Source organism: uncultured Kordia sp., assembly GCF_947496985.1.
Lineage (GTDB): Bacteria > Bacteroidota > Bacteroidia > Flavobacteriales > Flavobacteriaceae > Kordia.
In genome coordinates this window covers 200,695-221,139 of the sequence record NZ_CANMEZ010000006.1, presented here as the reverse complement: position 1 = coordinate 221,139, position 20,445 = coordinate 200,695, and the positions used below count along the sequence as shown (strand labels likewise).

Annotated in this window: 13 protein-coding genes; 5 read left to right on the top strand and 8 right to left on the bottom strand. The window is 31.9% G+C overall.

Annotated features, from left to right (window positions below):
• Genes Q0828_RS16520 through Q0828_RS16510 form a run of 3 tightly spaced genes read right to left on the bottom strand, consistent with a single transcriptional unit; the run spans position 1 to position 3,530 of the window.
• Positions 1 to 1,515, bottom strand: coding sequence for a hypothetical protein (locus tag Q0828_RS16520; RefSeq protein ID WP_298423527.1), 1,515 nt, complete (start codon positions 1,513 to 1,515; stop codon positions 1 to 3).
• A gap of 31 nt (positions 1,516 to 1,546) precedes the next feature.
• Positions 1,547 to 1,963, bottom strand: a complete 417-nt coding sequence (locus tag Q0828_RS16515; RefSeq protein ID WP_298423524.1) for a hypothetical protein — start codon at positions 1,961 to 1,963, stop codon at positions 1,547 to 1,549.
• Between the two features lie 4 nt (positions 1,964 to 1,967).
• Positions 1,968 to 3,530, bottom strand: coding sequence for a hypothetical protein (locus tag Q0828_RS16510; RefSeq protein ID WP_298423521.1), 1,563 nt, complete (start codon positions 3,528 to 3,530; stop codon positions 1,968 to 1,970).
• Between the two features lie 319 nt (positions 3,531 to 3,849).
• Here Q0828_RS16510 and Q0828_RS16505 point away from each other — a divergent pair, with 319 nt between their 5' ends.
• The 4 genes from Q0828_RS16505 to Q0828_RS16490 all read left to right on the top strand — a co-directional run bounded on the left by Q0828_RS16505 (position 3,850) and on the right by Q0828_RS16490 (position 10,112).
• On the top strand, positions 3,850 to 5,052 hold the full coding sequence (locus Q0828_RS16505) for a DUF4856 domain-containing protein (protein ID WP_298423518.1): 1,203 nt from the start codon (positions 3,850 to 3,852) through the stop codon (positions 5,050 to 5,052).
• A gap of 103 nt (positions 5,053 to 5,155) precedes the next feature.
• Positions 5,156 to 6,268, top strand: coding sequence for an imelysin family protein (locus Q0828_RS16500; RefSeq protein ID WP_298423512.1), 1,113 nt, complete (start codon positions 5,156 to 5,158; stop codon positions 6,266 to 6,268).
• 63 nt (positions 6,269 to 6,331) lie between these two features.
• Positions 6,332 to 7,696 carry an HTTM domain-containing protein gene (locus tag Q0828_RS16495; RefSeq protein ID WP_298423509.1) on the top strand — a complete coding sequence of 455 codons (1,365 nt, stop codon included), beginning with the start codon at positions 6,332 to 6,334 and terminating at the stop codon, positions 7,694 to 7,696.
• The gene (locus Q0828_RS16490; RefSeq protein ID WP_298423507.1) at positions 7,683 to 10,112 is read left to right on the top strand and encodes a TonB-dependent receptor; all 2,430 of its coding nucleotides are present in this window, start codon (positions 7,683 to 7,685) and stop codon (positions 10,110 to 10,112) included. Before Q0828_RS16495 ends, Q0828_RS16490 begins: the two co-directional genes overlap by 14 nt.
• A gap of 432 nt (positions 10,113 to 10,544) precedes the next feature.
• Here Q0828_RS16490 and Q0828_RS16485 read toward each other — a convergent pair whose 3' ends face one another.
• Positions 10,545 to 10,982 carry a hypothetical protein gene (locus Q0828_RS16485; protein WP_298423504.1) on the bottom strand — a complete coding sequence of 146 codons (438 nt, stop codon included), beginning with the start codon at positions 10,980 to 10,982 and terminating at the stop codon, positions 10,545 to 10,547.
• Between the two features lie 623 nt (positions 10,983 to 11,605).
• Here Q0828_RS16485 and Q0828_RS16480 point away from each other — a divergent pair.
• Positions 11,606 to 11,824, top strand: a complete 219-nt coding sequence (locus Q0828_RS16480) for a class I lanthipeptide (protein ID WP_298423501.1) — start codon at positions 11,606 to 11,608, stop codon at positions 11,822 to 11,824.
• Positions 11,825 to 11,947: 123 nt separating this feature from the next.
• On the opposite strand, the gene Q0828_RS16475 is transcribed toward Q0828_RS16480, so the two are convergent.
• From Q0828_RS16475 to Q0828_RS16460, 4 genes are all read right to left on the bottom strand, one after another.
• A complete protein-coding gene (locus Q0828_RS16475) occupies positions 11,948 to 14,818 on the bottom strand; it encodes a T9SS type A sorting domain-containing protein (RefSeq protein ID WP_298423498.1) in 2,871 nt (956 codons plus the stop codon).
• Positions 14,819 to 14,830: 12 nt separating this feature from the next.
• On the bottom strand, positions 14,831 to 15,742 hold the full coding sequence (locus Q0828_RS16470) for a hypothetical protein (RefSeq protein ID WP_298423495.1): 912 nt from the start codon (positions 15,740 to 15,742) through the stop codon (positions 14,831 to 14,833).
• A 189-nt stretch (positions 15,743 to 15,931) separates the two neighbouring features.
• Entirely contained in the window at positions 15,932 to 17,725 is a 1,794-nt protein-coding gene (locus tag Q0828_RS16465; protein ID WP_298423492.1) for a sodium:solute symporter, read from the bottom strand.
• Between the two features lie 120 nt (positions 17,726 to 17,845).
• A complete protein-coding gene (locus Q0828_RS16460; protein ID WP_298423489.1) occupies positions 17,846 to 20,377 on the bottom strand; it encodes a PIG-L family deacetylase in 2,532 nt (843 codons plus the stop codon).
• Positions 20,378 to 20,445: the final 68 nt, after the last annotated feature.

Below are 20,445 nucleotides of genomic sequence, written 5' to 3'. Positions count from 1 at the left end.
TTATAGTAATTTTTTATCAACTAATGTTTTTATTCCTTGTGAAAAGACACCCATAAATCGTTTTGGAGTGTTAGGTGCATTTCCTAATTTGTGTGAAGCTTTGTTTAAATGATCTACGAATAATTCATAATTGTTTTGTGCAAACGGATTTATGCCTTTGCGTTCAGGAATATTTCGTACTAATGTAAAAATGCTTTTAGTGTTTACTTTGAAATCAGTCACTTCGTTGTATTGATTGATTACTGGCTCAATTTCAAACGGAGTAAATGATACTTGATTTCGTTGTAATTGTGCCAACCAAATTCTGTATTCCAAATTGAAATTAGAAAGTGTTTTGTAAAATGATTGATGTGTAAAATTTGAGTCAATCTTGGCAGTAGCATCTTCGGTAAAAGGATACGATTTTGATATTGCCCAATTGAGTTTTTCTTTTAAGAATAAATTGAAATAAAAATAGGATGTTAAATTTGATAGTAAAATTTCCCTAGTACTTTCATATAAAGTATTTAAGTTAATTTGTCCATCTGCCATAACTCCAAATTCTTTATAAACAGGGTATGTAGCTGTTTCTTTAATGGTTTCTAATTGTGTGTCATCAATACTAGCAAAGTCAATTACAGACAAGGCAGAAGCTACTTCAATAAAATGCGCATCATTTTTTTGTTTCGTTCCACCTTCGATATTTTCGTACGGATTATCAACAGTATCTCCAATATAATACAAAGCATTGATAGATTTGTTCCCTGTAATGTTTCTGGAATAATAATGCAAAGCCGCCTTTGTTTTTGTAATAAAACTATGGCTGTCTATTTCTGAACTTTCATCTTGTTTGACTTTAAAATATGGTTGAATACTAATAGCTCCGATTCTAGCATCTTTTAGATGTGCATAATGTTTCCCTCCAACAATTCCTTTACGAATATTTTTTAATAAAAGTGGAAATCCTGCGGCTCCTGTTCCACCAAAAATAGAACTGATGATAAAAATCCGATCTTCTTCTTGAAAACTATCTGCGAACGATTGAAAAACTTCTGATTTTGAAAACTGATTTAAAACAACACTTCCAATATTTGGGTGTCCTTTAAAGCCTACTTCCAATTCTGCGTCTAAATTCTTTTCTGAAAAAAGTAACTTAGTCAAGTTCTTATTATTCTGATCCAGAGAATTAAAATCTATAAAATCTTTAAACCTATAATTTTGTACGCCATCTAACTCAAAGCGAAAACCATCTACTACTTTCACACTACTACCTTTTTCAACAACAACATCAGTGAGCGTTGAAATTTTATTCTTAAAGAACAAATTTGGTTCATATTCTTCAGTTTGTTTTTGAATATTTTGATAATCGCGTAATAATTTTATTGTTTTATTTAAATCTCCACTTGCACTATCAGGATCTATAAGAATTGGTACAATATCATAATTTGTAGTAACTCCCGTAGCGAGTAGCATTGTTAATGATTTAATCACTCTAGCTCCAGTTCCTCCAATTCCAAATACGTAAAGTTTTGCCATAGTTTTTTATGTTTTTAGTTGAATGTATTGTTTAAAATTTCCCAAAAAATAATTTTGGAGTTCCTTTTGCGTTCGATTTCCACCATTTAAAGCAGTATGTCCATATAATGAAATAGATAGTTACTATGATAGCGTTCTTAAATCCAAATGTGATATACTTTGAAGTTTCATACTCAATTCCTAGGCCATCAAATGTGTTCAAAGGAAGGAGTAGACCAATTAAAAATGCAATTAAGAAATTCACTAAAAGAATTATCAACCAGTGTTGCCAGCGAGAAAATTTTGGTCTGTTGATAATAAAATAAAATATAAGTACCAAAGCTAAACTTACGAATACGCCAAGTAAGCCAATAATCGGATACAATTGTTCTTGATAGAGGTCTTGAGAAAATGTGCCAGCATATCCTAGAATCTCAAATATTTCTGAGAAAATATTATTTAAATCCATTTTTTTATTTTTTTATATTAATGTCTATATTGAAATATGATGTATTGTTTGAGCTGTTTTTTTCATTATAAGCGTCAGTCACTCCATTAATCAAATATGATAACCCAAAAGTTTTATTGAGTTCTCTTTTTATATTTCTATCATCAACACTACTACTTTCTGCTACCCAAGACGGGATTTTATTTAAGAGCTCTAATTGAAGATTACGAATGGAATATTTATTTGTGGTTGATACGGTAATGATGTGCGTAGCTGTTGTCTTTTCAACGGTTAAGAAATCTCTACGAGTAATTTTATCACGATTGACAGTTTCTATTGATTTTATAAAGAAGCCTTCATTAATTTTATAGTTTTCTTTATTTTCTAAATAATTCCTGTCAACAGGAACTTTGCTAAGATCAATAGCTATTGAAAATTGAAGTACACCTTTTTCATACTTGACACCATCAATACTTTTTATATTTCTTGATGTCCGGTCACCTTGTTTAAAATCACCTAGCTTATTAGTCTCCTTCAAGACAGTGAAAAATGGTTGTTTTTTAGAATTAATATTTGCAATGAAATAACTGTTTTCATAACCGATAAAGTCTTTAAAGTTAATTTTTTCTACGAAAGAATCGACACGTTTATTATCTCCTAAAATCCATATATAATAAGGTCGTTTTTGACCATCAAGTATAACATAGTTTTTCTCTGATCCTTTGTATGTGTAAGGAAAATATTTCCCATTAAAATCTGAGTTAATTTTATATATTGCTGTAACTATATTTAAGTCTTTCTTTTCTCTAAATTTCTCTAGATAAGCTGCCATAGTTCCATTCTGTTGATAGCCTAATGCACCTTTAGCATCTTTTGAATATCCTAATGAATAAATACAGTCAGAAACAAAAATAGAAATCGAATTTTCGTTAGTATTGTCCAAAATCTTTTTTAAAATATCATTAAGTACGCTTGTTTTTCGATCACTATATGATCCACCTAATTTATAATAAGGAGAAGTATTAATTGGTTCTAATGATTCAGCAAATTCAATTAAATCTTGAGTTTCTGGAATTGGATGTATTTCTGAATTGATAAAATTGATATGAATCTTATTCTCTGAAGCGTAATTTTTTGATAGGACTAATAATTTTCCAAGGTTTACTTCAAAGTCAGTAATTCCTCTTACATAGCCATTCATGCTACCAGAGTTTTCTATATAGAAATTTATTTTAGTATCAATAGCTTTTTCATCTTCTTTAATCTTATTTGGATTATATATTTCAATGTTTTGACTGTTACTTCTTTTATTGACTCTTTCAACAATAAGATCCTGTAAGGTTTCAATATTGATTTCATTTTTATCATCAATTAATTCAGGGAAATTCTCCTCGTTTTCTTTTATATGATTAGTGAAATCGTCCCATTCTTGTTTATCTACTTTGTCATCATTTCTTATAGCGATATTTATCTTTTTTTGTAATTCTTGCTCAGGGCTCGAACCGCACGAAAAGAAAAAAGAAGCAAGCACTAATGAAAATATAAAAAGTATACAATGAGATGTATAGAGAGAAGTATTTTTAGTCATAGGTGTCTATAGTTTAAAAATTTACTAAGATGTTTTATTAATAGGAATAAGGCTTTGTAAGCATGTGTCAAGTATACTTTTTATTTAAAGAAATATCTTACGGAAAACCGTATTTCAAATAAATTTTTCATGATTAGTAAAAAATAAAAGAATCTATTTCTTCGAAAATTTGATGTCGTATTTTTTTAAATAATTGATAATAAGCATTTTAGTATGTTATTTTTAATTTAACTAAGATTAAATCTAAATAAGCTTTGTCAATTCAAAAACCCATAATATATTTGCCAAAAAAATAACAACATCTATAAAAACAGTCATAATGAAAAAAGTAATAGTTGGATTATTAGCAATTTCAAATATTGTATTTGTATCATGCTCAAGTGATGATGATGCACCAGCTCCAGTAGACCCGCAAGTTGTAGCACCAGCTACTTATGCATTTAGTAGAGATGGAAATTCTACAGTAAGTTACAGTGGACAAACTACTAGAATTGAAATGGGAGAAGAGCTAATTTCAGCATTAAAAGATAATACGAGAACCGAAGCAATGCTTGACGGAATGTTTGCACATGCAGAAGGTAACAATGACTTTAATGATACAGATTTAAATGCTTCTGGAAAAAGTATTCGCAGTAAAACAGCTGCTTCTTCAGATTACTTCTCAGCAAACACAACAGATGCGAACGCAATAAAAGCGGACTTTGATTCATGGATTGAAAACCAAGTAAACAATGTGTTTCCAAACTGGGGAACAACTGCAACTGCAGGAAATGCAGGAAACTTACAAGAAGCTGGTGGAGGTTCTACACGTTACATTAACGGTAAAGGATTAGAGTATAATCAAGCAGTAAACAAAGCATTAATTGGTGCATTAATGGCGGATCAAATGTTAAATAATTACTTAAGTACTTCAGTTTTAGATGCAGGAGATAACAGAGTTAATAATGATGCAGGAACAGTTGAAGAAGGTAAAACTTATACAACAATGGAGCACAAATGGGATGAAGCTTTTGGATACCTTTACGGAACAGACAATGCAACTGCACCAATCTTAAATGAAGATAGTTTCTTAAACAAATATTTAGCAAGAGTTGAAGGTGATACAGATTTTGCAGGAATTGCATCTGATGTATATGAAGCATTTAAACTAGGAAGAGCTGCAATTGTTGCAAAAAATTACACAGTTCGTGATGAACAAGCAGAAATTATTAGAGAGAAAATATCAACAGTAATTGGTGTAAGAGCAGTATACTATCTACAACAAGGAAAAAATAATTTAGGAACTGATTATGCAAGTGCATTTCACGATTTATCTGAAGGATTCGGATTTATCTATAGCCTACAGTTTACACGTAAACCAGGAACAAATGTACCTTACTTTACAAAAGCACAAGTTGATGGATTCATTTCTCAATTAATGACTGGAAACGGATTCTGGGATGTAACTCCTGCAACTTTAGATGAAATTTCTGATACAATCTCGGCAGAATTCAACTTTACAACAACTCAAGCTGGAAGCTAGAAAATATTATTTAGAATTAGTATAAAAAAGTAGTCAAACTGTTAGGATAACATTGGCTACTTTTTTACTTTTGCAACGTTTATTTAGAATAAATAGAAATAAGATGATAAAGAAAATCTTTCCAGTAGTACTATTAGCAATTTTTATTGCAGCCTGTAGTTCAAGTGATGACAATGTAGTATCTGATACACCAGGTACAACTCCATTTAATAGAGGCGCATTACTTAGTAATTTTGCAGACAATTTAATTATTCCTGCATATGAAGAATTAAATAATAATTTAGCTGCGTTGGTAACTTCAAAAGATGATTTCGTTGCAATTTCAAATCAGGCTAACTTAGATAGATTACGTGCTAGTTGGTTAACAGCTTACAAAACATGGCAACATGTAGAAGCTTTCAATATTGGAAAAGCAGAAGAAATTCTATATCACTTCCAAATGAATATCTATCCAACAAATACAATAGATATTCATAACAATATTACAAATAGCAATTACGATTTAACAGCTGTTAATAATAATGACGCAGTTGGTTTTCCTGCGGTAGATTATATGATATACGGAATTGGAGCTTCAGATACTGAAATTCTAGAGAAATATACAACAGATGCTGAATCTGCTAAAAATCAAACATATCTTTCAGATTTAATCAATCAAATGAAAACCTTAACACAGGACGTGTTAAACGATTGGAATACTTCATACAGAGCTACCTTTATTGCAAGTACTACAAATACAGCATCAAGTGCTGCTAACAAAATCGTAAATGATTATATCTTCTATTACGAAAAAGGATTAAGAGCAAATAAATTTGGAATTCCAGCAGGAAACTTTTCAGCAACTCCACTACCTGAAAAAGTAGAAGGATTTTACAACCAAGAAGTCTCTAAAGAATTAGCCTTAGAAGCATTAACTGCTGTTCAAAATATATTCAACGGAACACATTTTGGAGCAAGTACTTCAGGAATTGGTTTCAAAGGATATCTTGACAATTTAGATAGAACTGACTTAGCAACTATGATTAACGGACAGTTTGGAACTGCTCGTGAAAAAATACAAGCATTAAACGCTAACTTTTATACTCAAATCAATACGGATAATACAAAAATGACACAAGCGTATGACGCACTTCAAGCAGCAGTTGTATTACTAAAAGTTGATATGCTTCAAACATTCAATATTAGTGTTGATTACGTAGATGCAGATGGTGATTAATACAAACTAAAACAAAATATAAAAGGTTGTCTGTAATTCAAAGGCAACCTTTTTTTGTGTAAAATGATGAATCGTTTTCAAACATATCTTACCCAAAAAACCAATGCTTCACCCTTGGCGGTATTTCGTATTGGTTTTGGTTTAATGATGTGTTACAGTATCATTCGTTTTTGGTTAAAAGGTTGGATAGAATCTATTTATCTCGAACCTGCATTTCACTTTTCTTATTATGGTTTTGAATGGATAAAACCCTTAGGTAGTTTTACATATATCATATTCATTATCTGTGGATTATCTGCATTTTTTGTAGCGTTAGGATTTAAATATCGATTGGCAATCATCACGTTTTTTCTTAGTTTTACATATATCGAACTTATGGAGAAAACAACCTATTTAAATCATTACTATTTCATAAGTATTCTTAGTTTTTTGCTCATCTTTCTTCCCGCAAATGCTACATTTTCAATAGATAATATCTTTCGAAAAAGAAGTTTTGAGGAAATTCCAAATTGGTGTATAGATGCGATAAAATTATTATTAGGAATTGTCTACTTCTATGCGGGTCTAGCCAAAATAAATTCAGATTGGTTATTCAAAGCTATGCCACTTAAAATTTGGTTGCCTTCCAAGTACGATTTGCCAATTATTGGAGAAACATTGATGCAACAAGATTGGTTTCACTATGCAATGAGTTGGTCAGGAATGTTATACGATTTATTCATTCCATTCTTATTACTTTACAAACGTACACGTTGGTTTGCATTTGCGTTGGTAGTTTTCTTTCACATATTCACGCGTGTATTATTTCCAATAGGAATGTTCCCGTATGTTATGATTGTTGGATCATTAATTTTCTTTGAAGCTGATTTCCACAAAAAAATCATTGCATTCATCAAAAAAGTAATACAAAAAGTAATTCAAATCAAATCAAAAACTATAGAAATCATACCTGAATACAAGCTAAAATTCAAATCAGTAATTATTCCTGTAGTCATGCTGTTTTTTATGATTCAAATCATATTTCCTTTCAGATTTCTGTTGTATAATGGCAATCTATTTTGGACAGAACAAGGCTATCGTTTTTCATGGCGCGTAATGTTGATGGAAAAAATGGGAAGTACAACATTTAAAATTGTAGATGGAGAAACTAATAACTTTTTCTATGTAAATAACAGTGACTTTCTCACGCCTTTACAGGAAAAACAAATGAGTTTTCAACCTGATTTTATTTTAGAATATGCACACTATTTAGGGGACCATTTTACGAATCAAGGTCATAAAAATGTGCAAGTATTTGTTGAAAGTTATGTGGCACTCAACGGACATTTGAGTCAACTATTTATAGATAAAACGGTAGATTTGTACCAAGAAGAAGAATCATTCAAACCTAAAACGTGGATTTTACCCTTTAACGATGATAAACATTAAGAATTTTAGCGTACTTATTGCATTTTGTTTGTGTAGCATTTCCCTAATTGCACAGCAAAAAATTTCTGGAACTGTAACTGCATCAGCAACCAATTCACCAATTGCAAATGTTGATATTTATGACAAAGCTTCTGGAAAAGTTGCAACAACAAATGCGCAAGGTTATTACGAATTTGAGACAGAAAAAGAAAACATCATTTTAGTGTTTTTCTCGTTTGAATATGAAGTAACCGAGAAAAAAGTAGTTGTAAATAAAGATGTGGTTTTGAATATTGGTTTAAAAGAACTCGGAGAACAATTATCAGAAGTACAGTTAAATGTACGTAAGAATAAAGTTTTTACACTAAAACGCTTAAAAGACGTAGAAGAAACAGCTATCTATGCTGGAAAAAAGACAGAAGTTGTATTAGTAGATCAATCGATGGCAAACTTAGCTTCCAATAATGCACGTCAAATATACAGTCAGGTTGTTGGTTTAAATATTTATCAAAATGACGATGCAGGTTTGCAACTTAATATTGGTGGACGTGGTTTAGATCCAAACCGAACAGCAAATTTTAATACACGTCAAAATGGTTATGACATTAGCGCTGATGTGTTAGGATATCCAGAAAGTTACTATTCGCCACCTGCAGAAGGTACCAAAGAAATTCAAATCATTCGTGGAGCAGCTTCGTTACAATATGGAACACAATTTGGTGGTTTGGTGAACTTCGTAATGAAAGAACCAAATAAAACAAAACCATTCGAGTTTATTACGCGAAACACGATAGGAAGCAATAATTTATATACAAACTTTACAAGTGTAAGCGGAACAACTGGAAAGTTTAGTTACTATTCGTTTTTCAACTATAAAAAAGGAGATGGATTCCGTCCAAATTCTGAGTTTGAATCTAAAAATGCTTATGTGCATCTTGGGTATCAATTCAATGAAAATACAAAAATAGAAGGAGAGCTTACCTACTTACGATATTTAGCCAAACAAGCTGGTGGATTAACAGATGAAATGTTTGCAGAAAATCCTTTTCAAAGTAATAGAGCACGAAATTGGTTTCAAATTGATTGGTTATTGTATAATGTAAAGTTTGCGCATAAATTCTCTGAAAAGACAAATTTCACTTTCAATGCGTTTGGTTTACAAGCATCTAGAAATGCTCTAGGTTTCCGTACAAATAGAGTGAATCAGATTGATCCAGTTGAAGAACGTGATTTAATTAAAGGTGATTTTAAAAACTTTGGCTTTGAAGCACGTTTGTTGAGTGAATATGAAGTATTTGGAAAAAAGGCGACATACTTAGTTGGTTCAAAATTTTACAAAGCAGACAATACAAGTCAGCAAGGTCCTGGTTCTACAGGAAACGATCCAAACTTTGATTTTCAATTAGACGATTTTCCAAACTATCAAAATCAATCAGCATATGATTATCCAAACTTAAACATTGCTGTTTTTGGAGAAAATATATTTTATATAAATGATAAACTGTCTATTACACCAGGTTTCCGATTTGAACATATCAAAACCGAAAGTGACGGATTTTTCAAGCGAATCAACACCGATGCCGCTGGAAATGTAATTTTAAACGAAACAGTTGACAATAGCGAAGTGCGTGAACGTTCATTTGTATTGTTCGGATTAGGAGCAAGTTATAAGCCTTCGGATGCATTAGAAATCTATGGAAATATATCACAAAACTATCGTTCGGTAACATTTACTGATATCAGTATAATCAATCCTGCTTTTGCGATTAGTCCTGATATTGATGATGAAAAAGGAATGACAATTGATTTCGGATTACGAGGAAATTACAAGAATATTGTTTCGTATGATATTGGTGCTTTTGGATTGTTTTACAATGATAGAATTGGTTTTGTACAACAAGGTTTTCCTGATGGAAGTGTAAAAACTGTCCGTGCAAATATTGGAGATGCTGTAATGTATGGAGTAGAATCATTATTAGATTTTAATTTGAATGAAATTTTCATCAAAAACAACGATTATAGTTTCAATTACTTCATAAATGCTTCAATTATGAACTCAGAATATACCAAAACAGAGGAAAATGGAGTAGAAGGAAACAAGGTGGAATTTGTACCAAACGTAAACCTAAAAACAGGAATTCGATTTGGCTATAAAAACTTCTTGTCAAACATTCAATATACGTATTTAGCAAAGCAATTTACGGATGCATCTAATGCAGTAGAAAGTAACTTAAGTGGTGTGATTGGTGAAATTCCTGCCTATGATATTTTAGATGTTTCATTGTCATATACGTACAAAAACTTTAAGCTTGAAGCTGGAATCAATAATCTATTAGATAACGAATATTTTACACGACGTGCTACAGGTTATCCAGGTCCAGGAATCATTCCATCAAACAATCGTAATTTTTATACGACGTTGCAGGTGAAGTTTTAATGAAACTCAGTTTTGAGAAGTACACAGTACACACTCAAAAATGTTAGTTGAATTAAATCCCGTTGTAGAACGGATCACATTGTCATTCCTGCGTGTCACATTGAACGCAGTCGAAGTAAAGGCAGGAATCTATTTAGAATACTAGTGGATTCCGCAATACATACGGAATGACAAATTAAGCATTCAGTTTTAATGAAATTGGCTTTGTCACTTCGAGTGATTTTCGAAATAGAATGAAGAAAATTGTATAGAGAAACGTTTGTTACTACTAAATAGATCTTGATACAAAATTCAAGGAATTTTACTCAATCTGACGAGTAAATAACATAATTCAAAAATCTACAATCTTAATTCAGAATTAAAAAAAGCAGTTCCAAACTGATAGAGAAGAAACTGCTTTGCTTTTAAAAAATGGTAGGTTGGTTTTGGGTTTTAGCTATAAAACTCAGAAGATGGTTGTGGTTTGTCACTTCCCCAAACAGAAACAGAAGCTACCGCTTCGTTTACTTCTCCGTTTACAGTTGTACTCTTAAAGCGTAAAATTGTATTTCCTTTATCGTTATCAATAGCAGCTGTACATAATTCTGCAACAACTTCAACATCTCCAGAAATTTGTGTAGGATCAATAACTAACTGAGAAAAAGCTGTAGCTTCTACGTTATTATATTTGTAATTTGCCATTAAACCAAATTTGTTTGCATTATTTCCATCATTATTCCAAACATATGGGTTTTGTCCATCTGGTGTTGTACTCCAATTTTGCCCCGTTTTTGGGTCAACCATATTTCCAGCTTCTAATGCTGTTACGTTAGCTGTGTATGCTGTAGCTCCTTCTGCTTTGAATGTAATTGTGATTGTTTGTGCGCTCATGATATAAAATTTTAAAATTAAAAACGATTCCTACTCTTTTATGGTTTTTCGGATTGCACCAGAAAAAAATTACTTGCAATTAAGCATGGTAGATTAGTTAATTAATTTCATGTCAAAGAACTCACTTTTCACTGTTGAATTTCTATGTGAATTTTACGGTTTTGATAAGTTGCGTAAAATTACTTGATGTTGTGTGTTTATACATCTGTGCCGTTGTTGAAAAGTTCATAAACTAAAAAACGGTTTCCTAGATGTAGAAAACCGTCATCAATTACTGAATAGGGTACACCTTCACCAAATTTATAAACGGCTACGTGCTTTTAATACTATTATAATGTTTTCCCATCTTACAAGTTCAGGAACCGACAATTAAATTTTATGAAGCTAAATAACAATAATTTAGGTTACTATAAAACTTCTAAATATGACCTTTTATAAAGGGTCACTAAAACTATTGGGGTTAATTTATAAGTAATTGTTTGATCTTTAATTGACTATGATGTTACTTTATGAGTAATTACAATTGCTATTTTTAAATAAGATAAAATATTGAATTTAAAAAAAGGGTAACAAATACAAGGTTTGTGAACTACAAAGTATATTAATCATAAAATTTTCTAATTATGAAAAAAAGAAATTTAAAAAATTTGTCATTAAACAAAAGGTCAATTTCTAATTTTAATGCTGAACAATTACATGCAAATTTAATGGGAGGAATCTCTGGAAGTAGATGTGATTGTTCTAATGATTGTCCGTCTGGTCCACCAGATGAGCCTTATGAGCCATATACAAGTAGAAGTTTTACGAACGGTTTTCCAACTGAATGTGAATCATCTAATTAGATAGAATGAGCGAACTTCGGTTCGTTCTTTTTATAAGGCATATAAGATGAAAGCTTATAAAAGATAAAAACGACTTCCTGATATCGGAAGTCGTTTTGTTGAAGTATAAATTTAGTGTATTGGTTATTTTCGAATAAGTTTTAAAGTTTTCAATAAATTATTATTGTCATATACTTTTACAAAGTAAATTCCAGAAGCTAAGCTTTCAATATTTATAGCAAAAGAAGAATTTCCTAGTTTATGAATATCTAGTTGATATTTTTTTGTAGACATATCATATATTTCTACCTTAATATTATCATAGACATGTTGTTTATCTATGTATAAATTAGCATAGGTGTCAGCAGGATTCGGATAGAGGTAAATTTCCTCTGGTGTTGCGTTTTCTTTTTTCGGTTTAACAAATAATACATTTTGATTGTTAGTTGTACGTTCAGCAACCATTGGATCAAGTTTATTTGCTTTGTAAGTACTACTATTACAAAAAGTATTTATTTGTGCATTGTTGGCATGTATCATTGGATTGGAAAGATTGAATGGTGAATCAATCCACAATGATATTTCAGGCGAAATAATAGATTCTGGAGCAGTTTCAATCTGATTTCCTGCAATAATATTTACCGTATATCCTCCAGTTGTACTTAAATTTCCACTGATATCAATATTATTCCAAGCACGACAATTGTATTCTGTACCCGAAAGCGAACAATCTTTTACATCACTTCCATCAAAAACAATATTTTCGAAACCTAAATTTTCATTGAATAATTTTACATCATATTGGTTGTGAAGATTTTCATCAATTAGATTGTATATATATGGTTCATGACTGTACTGAATCTGATCACCTTTAATATCAAATGTTAAGATTTGTGTACTTGTATTGTTTTTTCCGTATTCATTTTTAGTGTCATACTCAATATCCACCATTAATACCAGTTCGATATCATAAAATTCGAAACGAAATCCTTGTGACACTTCATTAGGAAAGTTAGGACCTTCATAAAATGGACAACCAATACAGCCGAATTCAAAGAATTCTTGTTTGAGACCAAGACCGACTGTAAAATTTTTCAATGCATCAAGTGGTACAAAGGATGTCTGAAAGTTTCCATCTTTATCTCCATACTCACCTCCATATCCAGTCCAGTTATTTTGAACACTATTTGTAAATGGTGTGCCGCTTGGGTTAATCCAAGGATCATAGATATCTACCTCATATGTTTTAGAATCTACATTGGTTGTATATTTAGGATCTAAAAACACATTGTAATATACTTGTCCATTTAGGGCGACATCTGTTTTTGCTTTGAATCGAAATGCAGCTTTAATTTCATGGTTCTTAACATCTAAAGCTTTGTTTAACGCATACACTAAATCATTGCTAATTTTAAGTTGATATTCCCTAGTCCACGCTTTATAATACACAGTATTTGCATATTGAGTCATCCAATAATCATTTTCAAAAACGGTTTCCGGTACGTAACGATTAGCAATAGTGATTTTTGGAGTGTTTAGTAAGGCAAAAGTTCCTAACACTTCATTATACACTGGATATTCATACATGGTTTGTAGAATAGGGTCTGTTAAGTTACTTGTACCAGGAGTTATGACTTGTGTTGCAGCGGTTCCATAAGTTCCTGGCGTATAAAATGTAGGTCCGCCTTTTACTTGTGAATCAGAGATTGTTCCTTCGAAATGCATTTCGGTAAAGGTGACACTTGGTACCTTATTTTTATCTGGCTCTGTTGGTAAGGGGACTTTTTCATAATTCTGCTCAATGTATGTTTTAACATCAGAACCTAATACTTTTTTTGCTATTTTTAGGATGTTATCGGTTTTCAGTTTATCTGCTTTTTTGATAAAAGGGCCATATGTTTTTTTCAGATTTTTAAACCAGTCTTCACCCTGTATAGGGCCAGTACTTATGGCAGAAGGATTTGTCCCAAGCGTAAATACAGCAGTTAAAGTATATTTTAATCCTTCTAATACATTTAAATTATGATCTACAACTTTGTTTTGTTTGTTAGCATTTGTTAGATCTTCTTTATATTTTTCATAGCGACGAATATAATCATCTACTAGGTTTTGTAACCCTTTATAGATTAAAATCCCACCTTTTTCAGCATCGTTTCCAGAAGCATCAAATCCGGAAAGAAATGTCATAGGATCAATTTGTAAATTATTATCAATTAAATTGTCATCTACAGATAAGCTTCTACCATGCAACATAATGTTTTCCTGTGTAATTTGATTAAAACTGAGTTGAATTTTTGAAGGATAAAAACAGGTACATGGATCGTATGCAATTTGGAAATCGGTTGAAAACCATTGGCGTTGAGTACTGGTAGCTTTGGCTATTGATTTCATGGTAGTTACTTTAGAATTTTGATCTAAGGCTAAATCTTTTCCATTGTACAAACGTGCTAATCCTGTAGAACCGGAATTGTCATTGTTGAGTACAAAACTCATGACAACTTCTACCGCATCAGGTCCGTCACCAACCAATTGATCTAAACCAAAATTAGCAAATACACGAACAATTCCCGAATATCGATTGTAAATTATAATATATGGTAATGCCTGAAATGTTTCGTTATTATCTAAAGTGTCTACATAGTTAGGATAGCGTCCAATATTAATTAATAATAATTCCCAACCATTTTTTGGTGTAGGTCTTGGAGATGCATTGATGTAATTATAATAGGGGATTGATAAGGACCAAATGTTATCCATTTCCTCTAAAGGAGTCCCTGACCAAAACATATTTGCTAAGTCATAATCTTCTAAGCTACCGCCAGCAGTTAATGGAAACCATTCTGTTCCGTTTAGATAGCGTTCATCACCATTCGGATTGAGTAAATCTTTTGGAAGTGCATTATTTGTCGGGTTTGTCGGATCTGTACTTACATCATTATCACATTGTGCGTGTGCAGTAGCAATTCCAAGAAACAATATAACACACCCAAGATATATTTTTTTAAATATTCTCATAGTTATGGATGTTTATTTTTGTTCTTCAATTTTCTTTAAGCGTGCTTCCAACTGTAGTATATATAAAGTTAATTCTTCAACTTTTTCAACAAGGATACGATTCATTTCTCCTAAATCAGCTCCATTGGTTTCTACAATTTTTGCAGAAGGAACATTAGGTAGGTGTTTGTTGAGATTTATGTAATTGCGTAACTCATCAAAAGATAATAATTGGTAATCGTCTTCAAATACATAATCAGGGAAAGGGTTTAAAGTAGTTACATATTTTCTTGCATATACTTCTCCTGTTGGTTTTACAGTAAAGTTTACATCATTTCCATTGGTACTTACTACCTGAATCGCGTTTTGAGAATCTTTATCTACATGTACACTTATACCATATTTATCGGCTAAATTACTTCGTGTACGAATATATAACCCGTTATCTTGAGTCGTAGTAATGTTAGTTGATGCAAAATTAGTACTTGTAGATGGTGTGTAATAGCTTTGTGATCCCATCCAAATGCGTTTATTCTCTCCGTTAAATACCAAGCCGACAGCGCCTGAAGCAATGAATAAACTTTTACGTTCTAGATTTGAGATATAAAAATTTAATTTCGACATTCTAAAGACAGCTCCATCATTAGATGTAGCTCCTGTATCGGTATTTGTAATTCCAATTCTTGCTGTTTTTCCAACATTTAAACCATTTTGGGTACTTCTTTCTGTGGATCTTAATTGTACAGGAGAATTTGGTGCTTGTTGATGACGAATAATGTAGTCTGTAATTCCGTGTACTTGGAAATTGAAATTCACATTATTTTGATTGACTCCTGTTCCAATTCCTACATTTCCATTGTTTGGATAAGGAAAAGTATTATCGGCCTGACCAAAAGAAAAACCGCATGAGATGATTGCTAATAGTGTAAATAATTTTTTTTTCATGATTATGTAATATTTGTGATTAGTAGCACAAATTAACTGTATGAAATAGTTTAAAAAAAGCTTCATTATTGACGATTCATGATTCATCAATAGTTATTATTATGCGGTATTACAGTAGGCAGTGAACTAAAACAAAAAAAGCGAACTATTACAGTTCGCTTTTTCCCTTTGAGTTATTTTTTAAGTAAGCTAAGCTACTTTTTTCTGTGTCGATTGTATGATGGTTGCAATTATAATTACGAGTACACAACCAAATAAATTTAACCATAAATACGGCATTAAATCAATCCACCAAACAACTACAACAGCAATTTGAGTTATTAATGCGGCAACAAATACAGCATTCCCTTTTATCTTTTTAAAGAAGAATGCTAATAAGAAAATTCCTAGTACATTTCCATAGAAAATAGAACCAATAATATTAACCAATTGGATTAAGTTTTCAGCCAAACTAGCAAAACATGCAATGATAATGGCTAAAATTCCCCATCCTAATGTGAACATTTTTGTAGCGTTTACATAATGAGCATCGTCTTTTTCTTCTTTTACATTTCGTTTGTATAAATCCATAGAAGTAATGGTTGCCAATGCATTAATTTCAGAAGCAGTTGACGACATTGCTGCCGAAAGAATTACCGCTAACAATAGTCCGATTAAACCATTTGGAAGGTGTTTTAAGATAAACGAAATAAACATATAATCTCGATCATTGGTTTCGCTATCTTTTGCTGCATCTTTATATAGCTGTGTTAACTCAGCACTTTTTTCCTCATAGTTTGGATTATTTGGATTTCCTTTCATCTTAGATATTTCCTGTGAAAGTTGATCAAACTGTTCAGCATATTCAGGATCAATGGCACGTTTGATTAAGTACTTAGCTTCTGCTCGGTATGTTTTTTCAATACTATCTAATCGTAATAAATTTTGCTTATCAGCTTCATTATAGGATTGCGCCAATTGTAAACTCACAGCTTTTTTCTCATTAAATAATATCTTTTGCTTTTTGTCTAAAGCATCATATTCTTCACTATATTCAGAAGCCTTTACTTTCTCTGTAGAAGATTCAATAAAGTTTAACGGTGCAGGATTAAATTGATAAAATACAAATACCATGATACCAACCAACAATATGAAAAATTGCATTGGTACTTTTAGTAATCCGTTAAACATCATTCCCCAACGCATTTCTTTCACAGATTTTCCAGAAAGATACCGTTGTACCTGACTTTGATCAGTACCAAAGTAGGAGAGAGCCAAAAAACTTCCTCCAATAAGGCCTGTCCAAATTGTGTATCTATTTTCTAAATCGAAAGAAAAATCTAAAACGTTCATTTTTCCACTTGCGCCAGCAATATCAAGCGCTTTGGTAAATCCGATATTTTCCGGAATTAAATTAAGCGTAATAAAAAATGCAGCAAACATTCCAGCAAATATGATAAACATCTGTTGCTTTTGTGTAACACTTACAGCTTTTGTTCCACCAGAAACCGTATAAATAATAACTAATACACCAATAATAATATTGAGAGTTACTAAGTTCCAACCTAATACAACTGATAAGATGATTGCTGGTGCAAAAATGGTAATTCCTGCAGCCAATCCACGTTGAATTAAGAATAGAATAGCTGTTAAACTTCTGGTTTTTAGATCAAAACGATTTTCTAGAAATTCATAAGCTGTATATACTTTGAGTTTATGATATAAAGGAATAAATACCATACAAATGATAACCATGGCAATTGGAACACCAAAGTAAAATTGAACAAATCCCATTCCGTCACTAAAGGCTTGCCCTGTAGTAGACAAGAATGTGATAGCACTAGCTTGTGTTGCCATTACTGACAAACCAATTGTCCACCATTTCGAACTGTTTCCTCCTTTAATATAGTCTTCTGCGCTTTTACTTCCGCGCGTTTTCCAGGTTCCATAACCAACAATTGCGGCTAATGTTCCTATTAATACAATCCAGTCTGTTAATTCCATTTGGTCAGTGGGTTAGGAGAAAATATTCATGAGTATATAAAACAATAAGATGTATGCTAAGTTGGCAACTAAGATGATGGTGTACATCTTTTTCCAGACAAATTTTTCAGTATTCATGAATTAGTTTTTTAATTGTGGTTGTTTGATTACTTGTGTTTTTCCAACAGAAATCATGTTGCTAAACAGTTTGTAAGCACCAGGAACTCCTGCAGGTAATTCACGAAAGAAACTCAATCCTGTATAGATATAGTTTCCTTTTCCATATTTGGCAACTAATAAACTTCCTGTTTTTGCAGTTTCATTTTTATCGTTCATAGAAAGGATTGGCGTAAACTCGCTTCCCCAACTATTAGGGAAGTATAATCCACGTTCTTGAACCCAACCATCAAAATCTTTTGCTTCAATTTTGTTAGGAAAGTTTACAATAGAATGATCTTTCGCAATAATTTCTACTGAAGCCGTTTCATCCGTAACACGATCTCTAGATAATGAGAGTTGGTACGGAGCAAGTTCTTCACGTGCTACTTTTAATCGGCGATTTGTGTTATATTGTACAATTACATTTCCACCATTTTTTACATAGTCTAAAATGTATTTTTGCTTAAACTTTAATTGATCAACTGTATTATAAGCTCTTATTCCAACAACAATAGCATCAAATTTTTCAAGTGTTGCGGCATCAATTGTAGCAGGATCAATTACAGTAACGTCGTATCCAATTTGTTGTAAACTTTCAGGAATAGCATCTCCAGCTCCTTGAATATACCCGATGTATTGACCGCTTTTTTGAATGTTTAAACGCACCACTTTTGTTTCTGAAGGTAATAAAACCGATTGTTTTGGAATATGATCGTATTCAATTTCATTTAATGAAAGTGTATATTTTTTATCACCAATAAACACTTCAGGAACTAATGTTCCTTCGCTTTGTGTTGCTGGTGGAACCACAGTAAACATCAAGGTTGCTTCATCTCCTTTTTGAGCAATGGTAACTTTTTGCTTTTTAGGATATACTTCCCAGCTATATGGATGTTTTATAGTTACATACCCATCTAAGTTATCTTTTCCAGCTTTGATGGTTACTGGAATTTCTTTTGCTTTATTGTCTGAAAATATAATTACAGGATCTTTGAATTTAGCCGTTACTTCAGGTAAAATTTCAAATGGTTGATACAATTCGCCTTTGTCTGGTTTTGAATATCTATAGATAACAGGTTTTGTAATTGTAATTGATTTTCCAGCAATTTCAAGATTAAATTTTAAAACAGCCGGTCTTGGTGTTTCTGGCAATCCACGTAAATGTTGGTTTTCCACTTTATACATACCTAGTGAACCTTTTTCGTATAACCAATATGGTGCAGAGTAATCGTCAGTTGTCAAGCTTACATCAAGTGTGAAGTTTTCTCTTTTATTTGGTAAAAGTGCAAGTGTTTTTGTAGTTGTTTTGTTATCAATAGTAGACATGATTGTTTTTAGTTTGATGTCTACAGTACTTCTATTTAATGCTTCTATATTTACTTGAACATTGGCTCTTGGTGTTGCACTTGAAGCTGCAGCAGAAGCTTCTATGTACAATCCGGCGCAAGCCTGAATAATAGCTTCAATTTCAACTAATTTGATTGCTTTCCAATGCTGATCTTCTAAATTTTGAATCATTTCGTACGCTTCCATTAATTTAGGTAAGTGCGCTGCAGGATTTACAAAATTGAAATTAGCTTCTATATTTGTTAAGATGTTTCCAATAGCTTTTCCTCCTTTAACACGATTCCAAGATGTATCAATTCCTGAAAAGATATTGCTTTTATCTGTTGGGAAATCACCTTTTAAAAACTCTACATATTCTTGTTGTGTTCCACGAGTTGTTACACGTCCAAAACCTTGACATAAGTGTTGACTACTTGCAATAGAAGCCAATTCGTTGTTTGATAATCCTTTTAATGGATAGTATACACCTATATCAAAATTCAACATTTTGCTTTTATCTGCTTCTTCAAACTTTTTACGACTTCCGTAAAACCACCATGAGGTATTGAAAAATAAACGTGTCGGTTGCCAAGCTTCGTAATCTGACAATTGAGAAGCATACGCATTTTTATTGCCTGCTAAATCAAAAGCTTCCATACTTAACATAGCAGATGCAGTATGATGTCCGTGTGTTCTTCCTGGTGTTCTATGATCGAAACGATTAATAATTACGTCTGGCTTAAATTTTCTAATAGCCCAAACCACATCGCTTAGTACTTCATCTTTATCCCAAATATCCATAGTTTCATCCGGATGTTTTGAATAACCAAAATCATTGGCACGTGTAAATAGTTGTTGTCCACCATCTACACCACGAGCGGCTAATAATTCTTGTGTACGAATGACACCTAATTGTTCACGAATTTCAGGACCTATTAAGTTTTGTCCACCATCACCACGTGTTAATGATAAATAAGCGGTACGTGCTTTTACATTGTTTGCTAAGTATGCAATAAGTCGTGTGTTTTCATCGTCAGGATGTGCTGCAATGTATAATGCAGAGCCTAAGAAGTTTAACTTTTGTACTTTTTCATAGATTTGGTTGGAGGATAGTTTATCAGGTTTTTGTGCTGTACTTACAGATGTAAATATACATAGCACTAAAATAAACAACATGTGTTTTTTCATTAGGAAATATTTGGTTCAGTAATTTCAAAAATAGGAAAGTTCAACTACAGAAATATAGTTTTTAACGT

Coding starts and splice junctions, on each gene's coding strand:
- Q0828_RS16520 (WP_298423527.1), bottom strand. CDS start 1,515: ATGGCAAAACTTTACGTATTTGGAATTGGAGGAACTGGAGCTAGAGTG.
- Q0828_RS16515 (WP_298423524.1), bottom strand. CDS start 1,963: ATGGATTTAAATAATATTTTCTCAGAAATATTTGAGATTCTAGGATAT.
- Q0828_RS16510 (WP_298423521.1), bottom strand. CDS start 3,530: ATGACTAAAAATACTTCTCTCTATACATCTCATTGTATACTTTTTATA.
- Q0828_RS16505 (WP_298423518.1), top strand. CDS start 3,850: ATGAAAAAAGTAATAGTTGGATTATTAGCAATTTCAAATATTGTATTT.
- Q0828_RS16500 (WP_298423512.1), top strand. CDS start 5,156: ATGATAAAGAAAATCTTTCCAGTAGTACTATTAGCAATTTTTATTGCA.
- Q0828_RS16495 (WP_298423509.1), top strand. CDS start 6,332: ATGATGAATCGTTTTCAAACATATCTTACCCAAAAAACCAATGCTTCA.
- Q0828_RS16490 (WP_298423507.1), top strand. CDS start 7,683: ATGATAAACATTAAGAATTTTAGCGTACTTATTGCATTTTGTTTGTGT.
- Q0828_RS16485 (WP_298423504.1), bottom strand. CDS start 10,982: ATGAGCGCACAAACAATCACAATTACATTCAAAGCAGAAGGAGCTACA.
- Q0828_RS16480 (WP_298423501.1), top strand. CDS start 11,606: ATGAAAAAAAGAAATTTAAAAAATTTGTCATTAAACAAAAGGTCAATT.
- Q0828_RS16475 (WP_298423498.1), bottom strand. CDS start 14,818: ATGAGAATATTTAAAAAAATATATCTTGGGTGTGTTATATTGTTTCTT.
- Q0828_RS16470 (WP_298423495.1), bottom strand. CDS start 15,742: ATGAAAAAAAAATTATTTACACTATTAGCAATCATCTCATGCGGTTTT.
- Q0828_RS16465 (WP_298423492.1), bottom strand. CDS start 17,725: ATGGAATTAACAGACTGGATTGTATTAATAGGAACATTAGCCGCAATT.
- Q0828_RS16460 (WP_298423489.1), bottom strand. CDS start 20,377: ATGAAAAAACACATGTTGTTTATTTTAGTGCTATGTATATTTACATCT.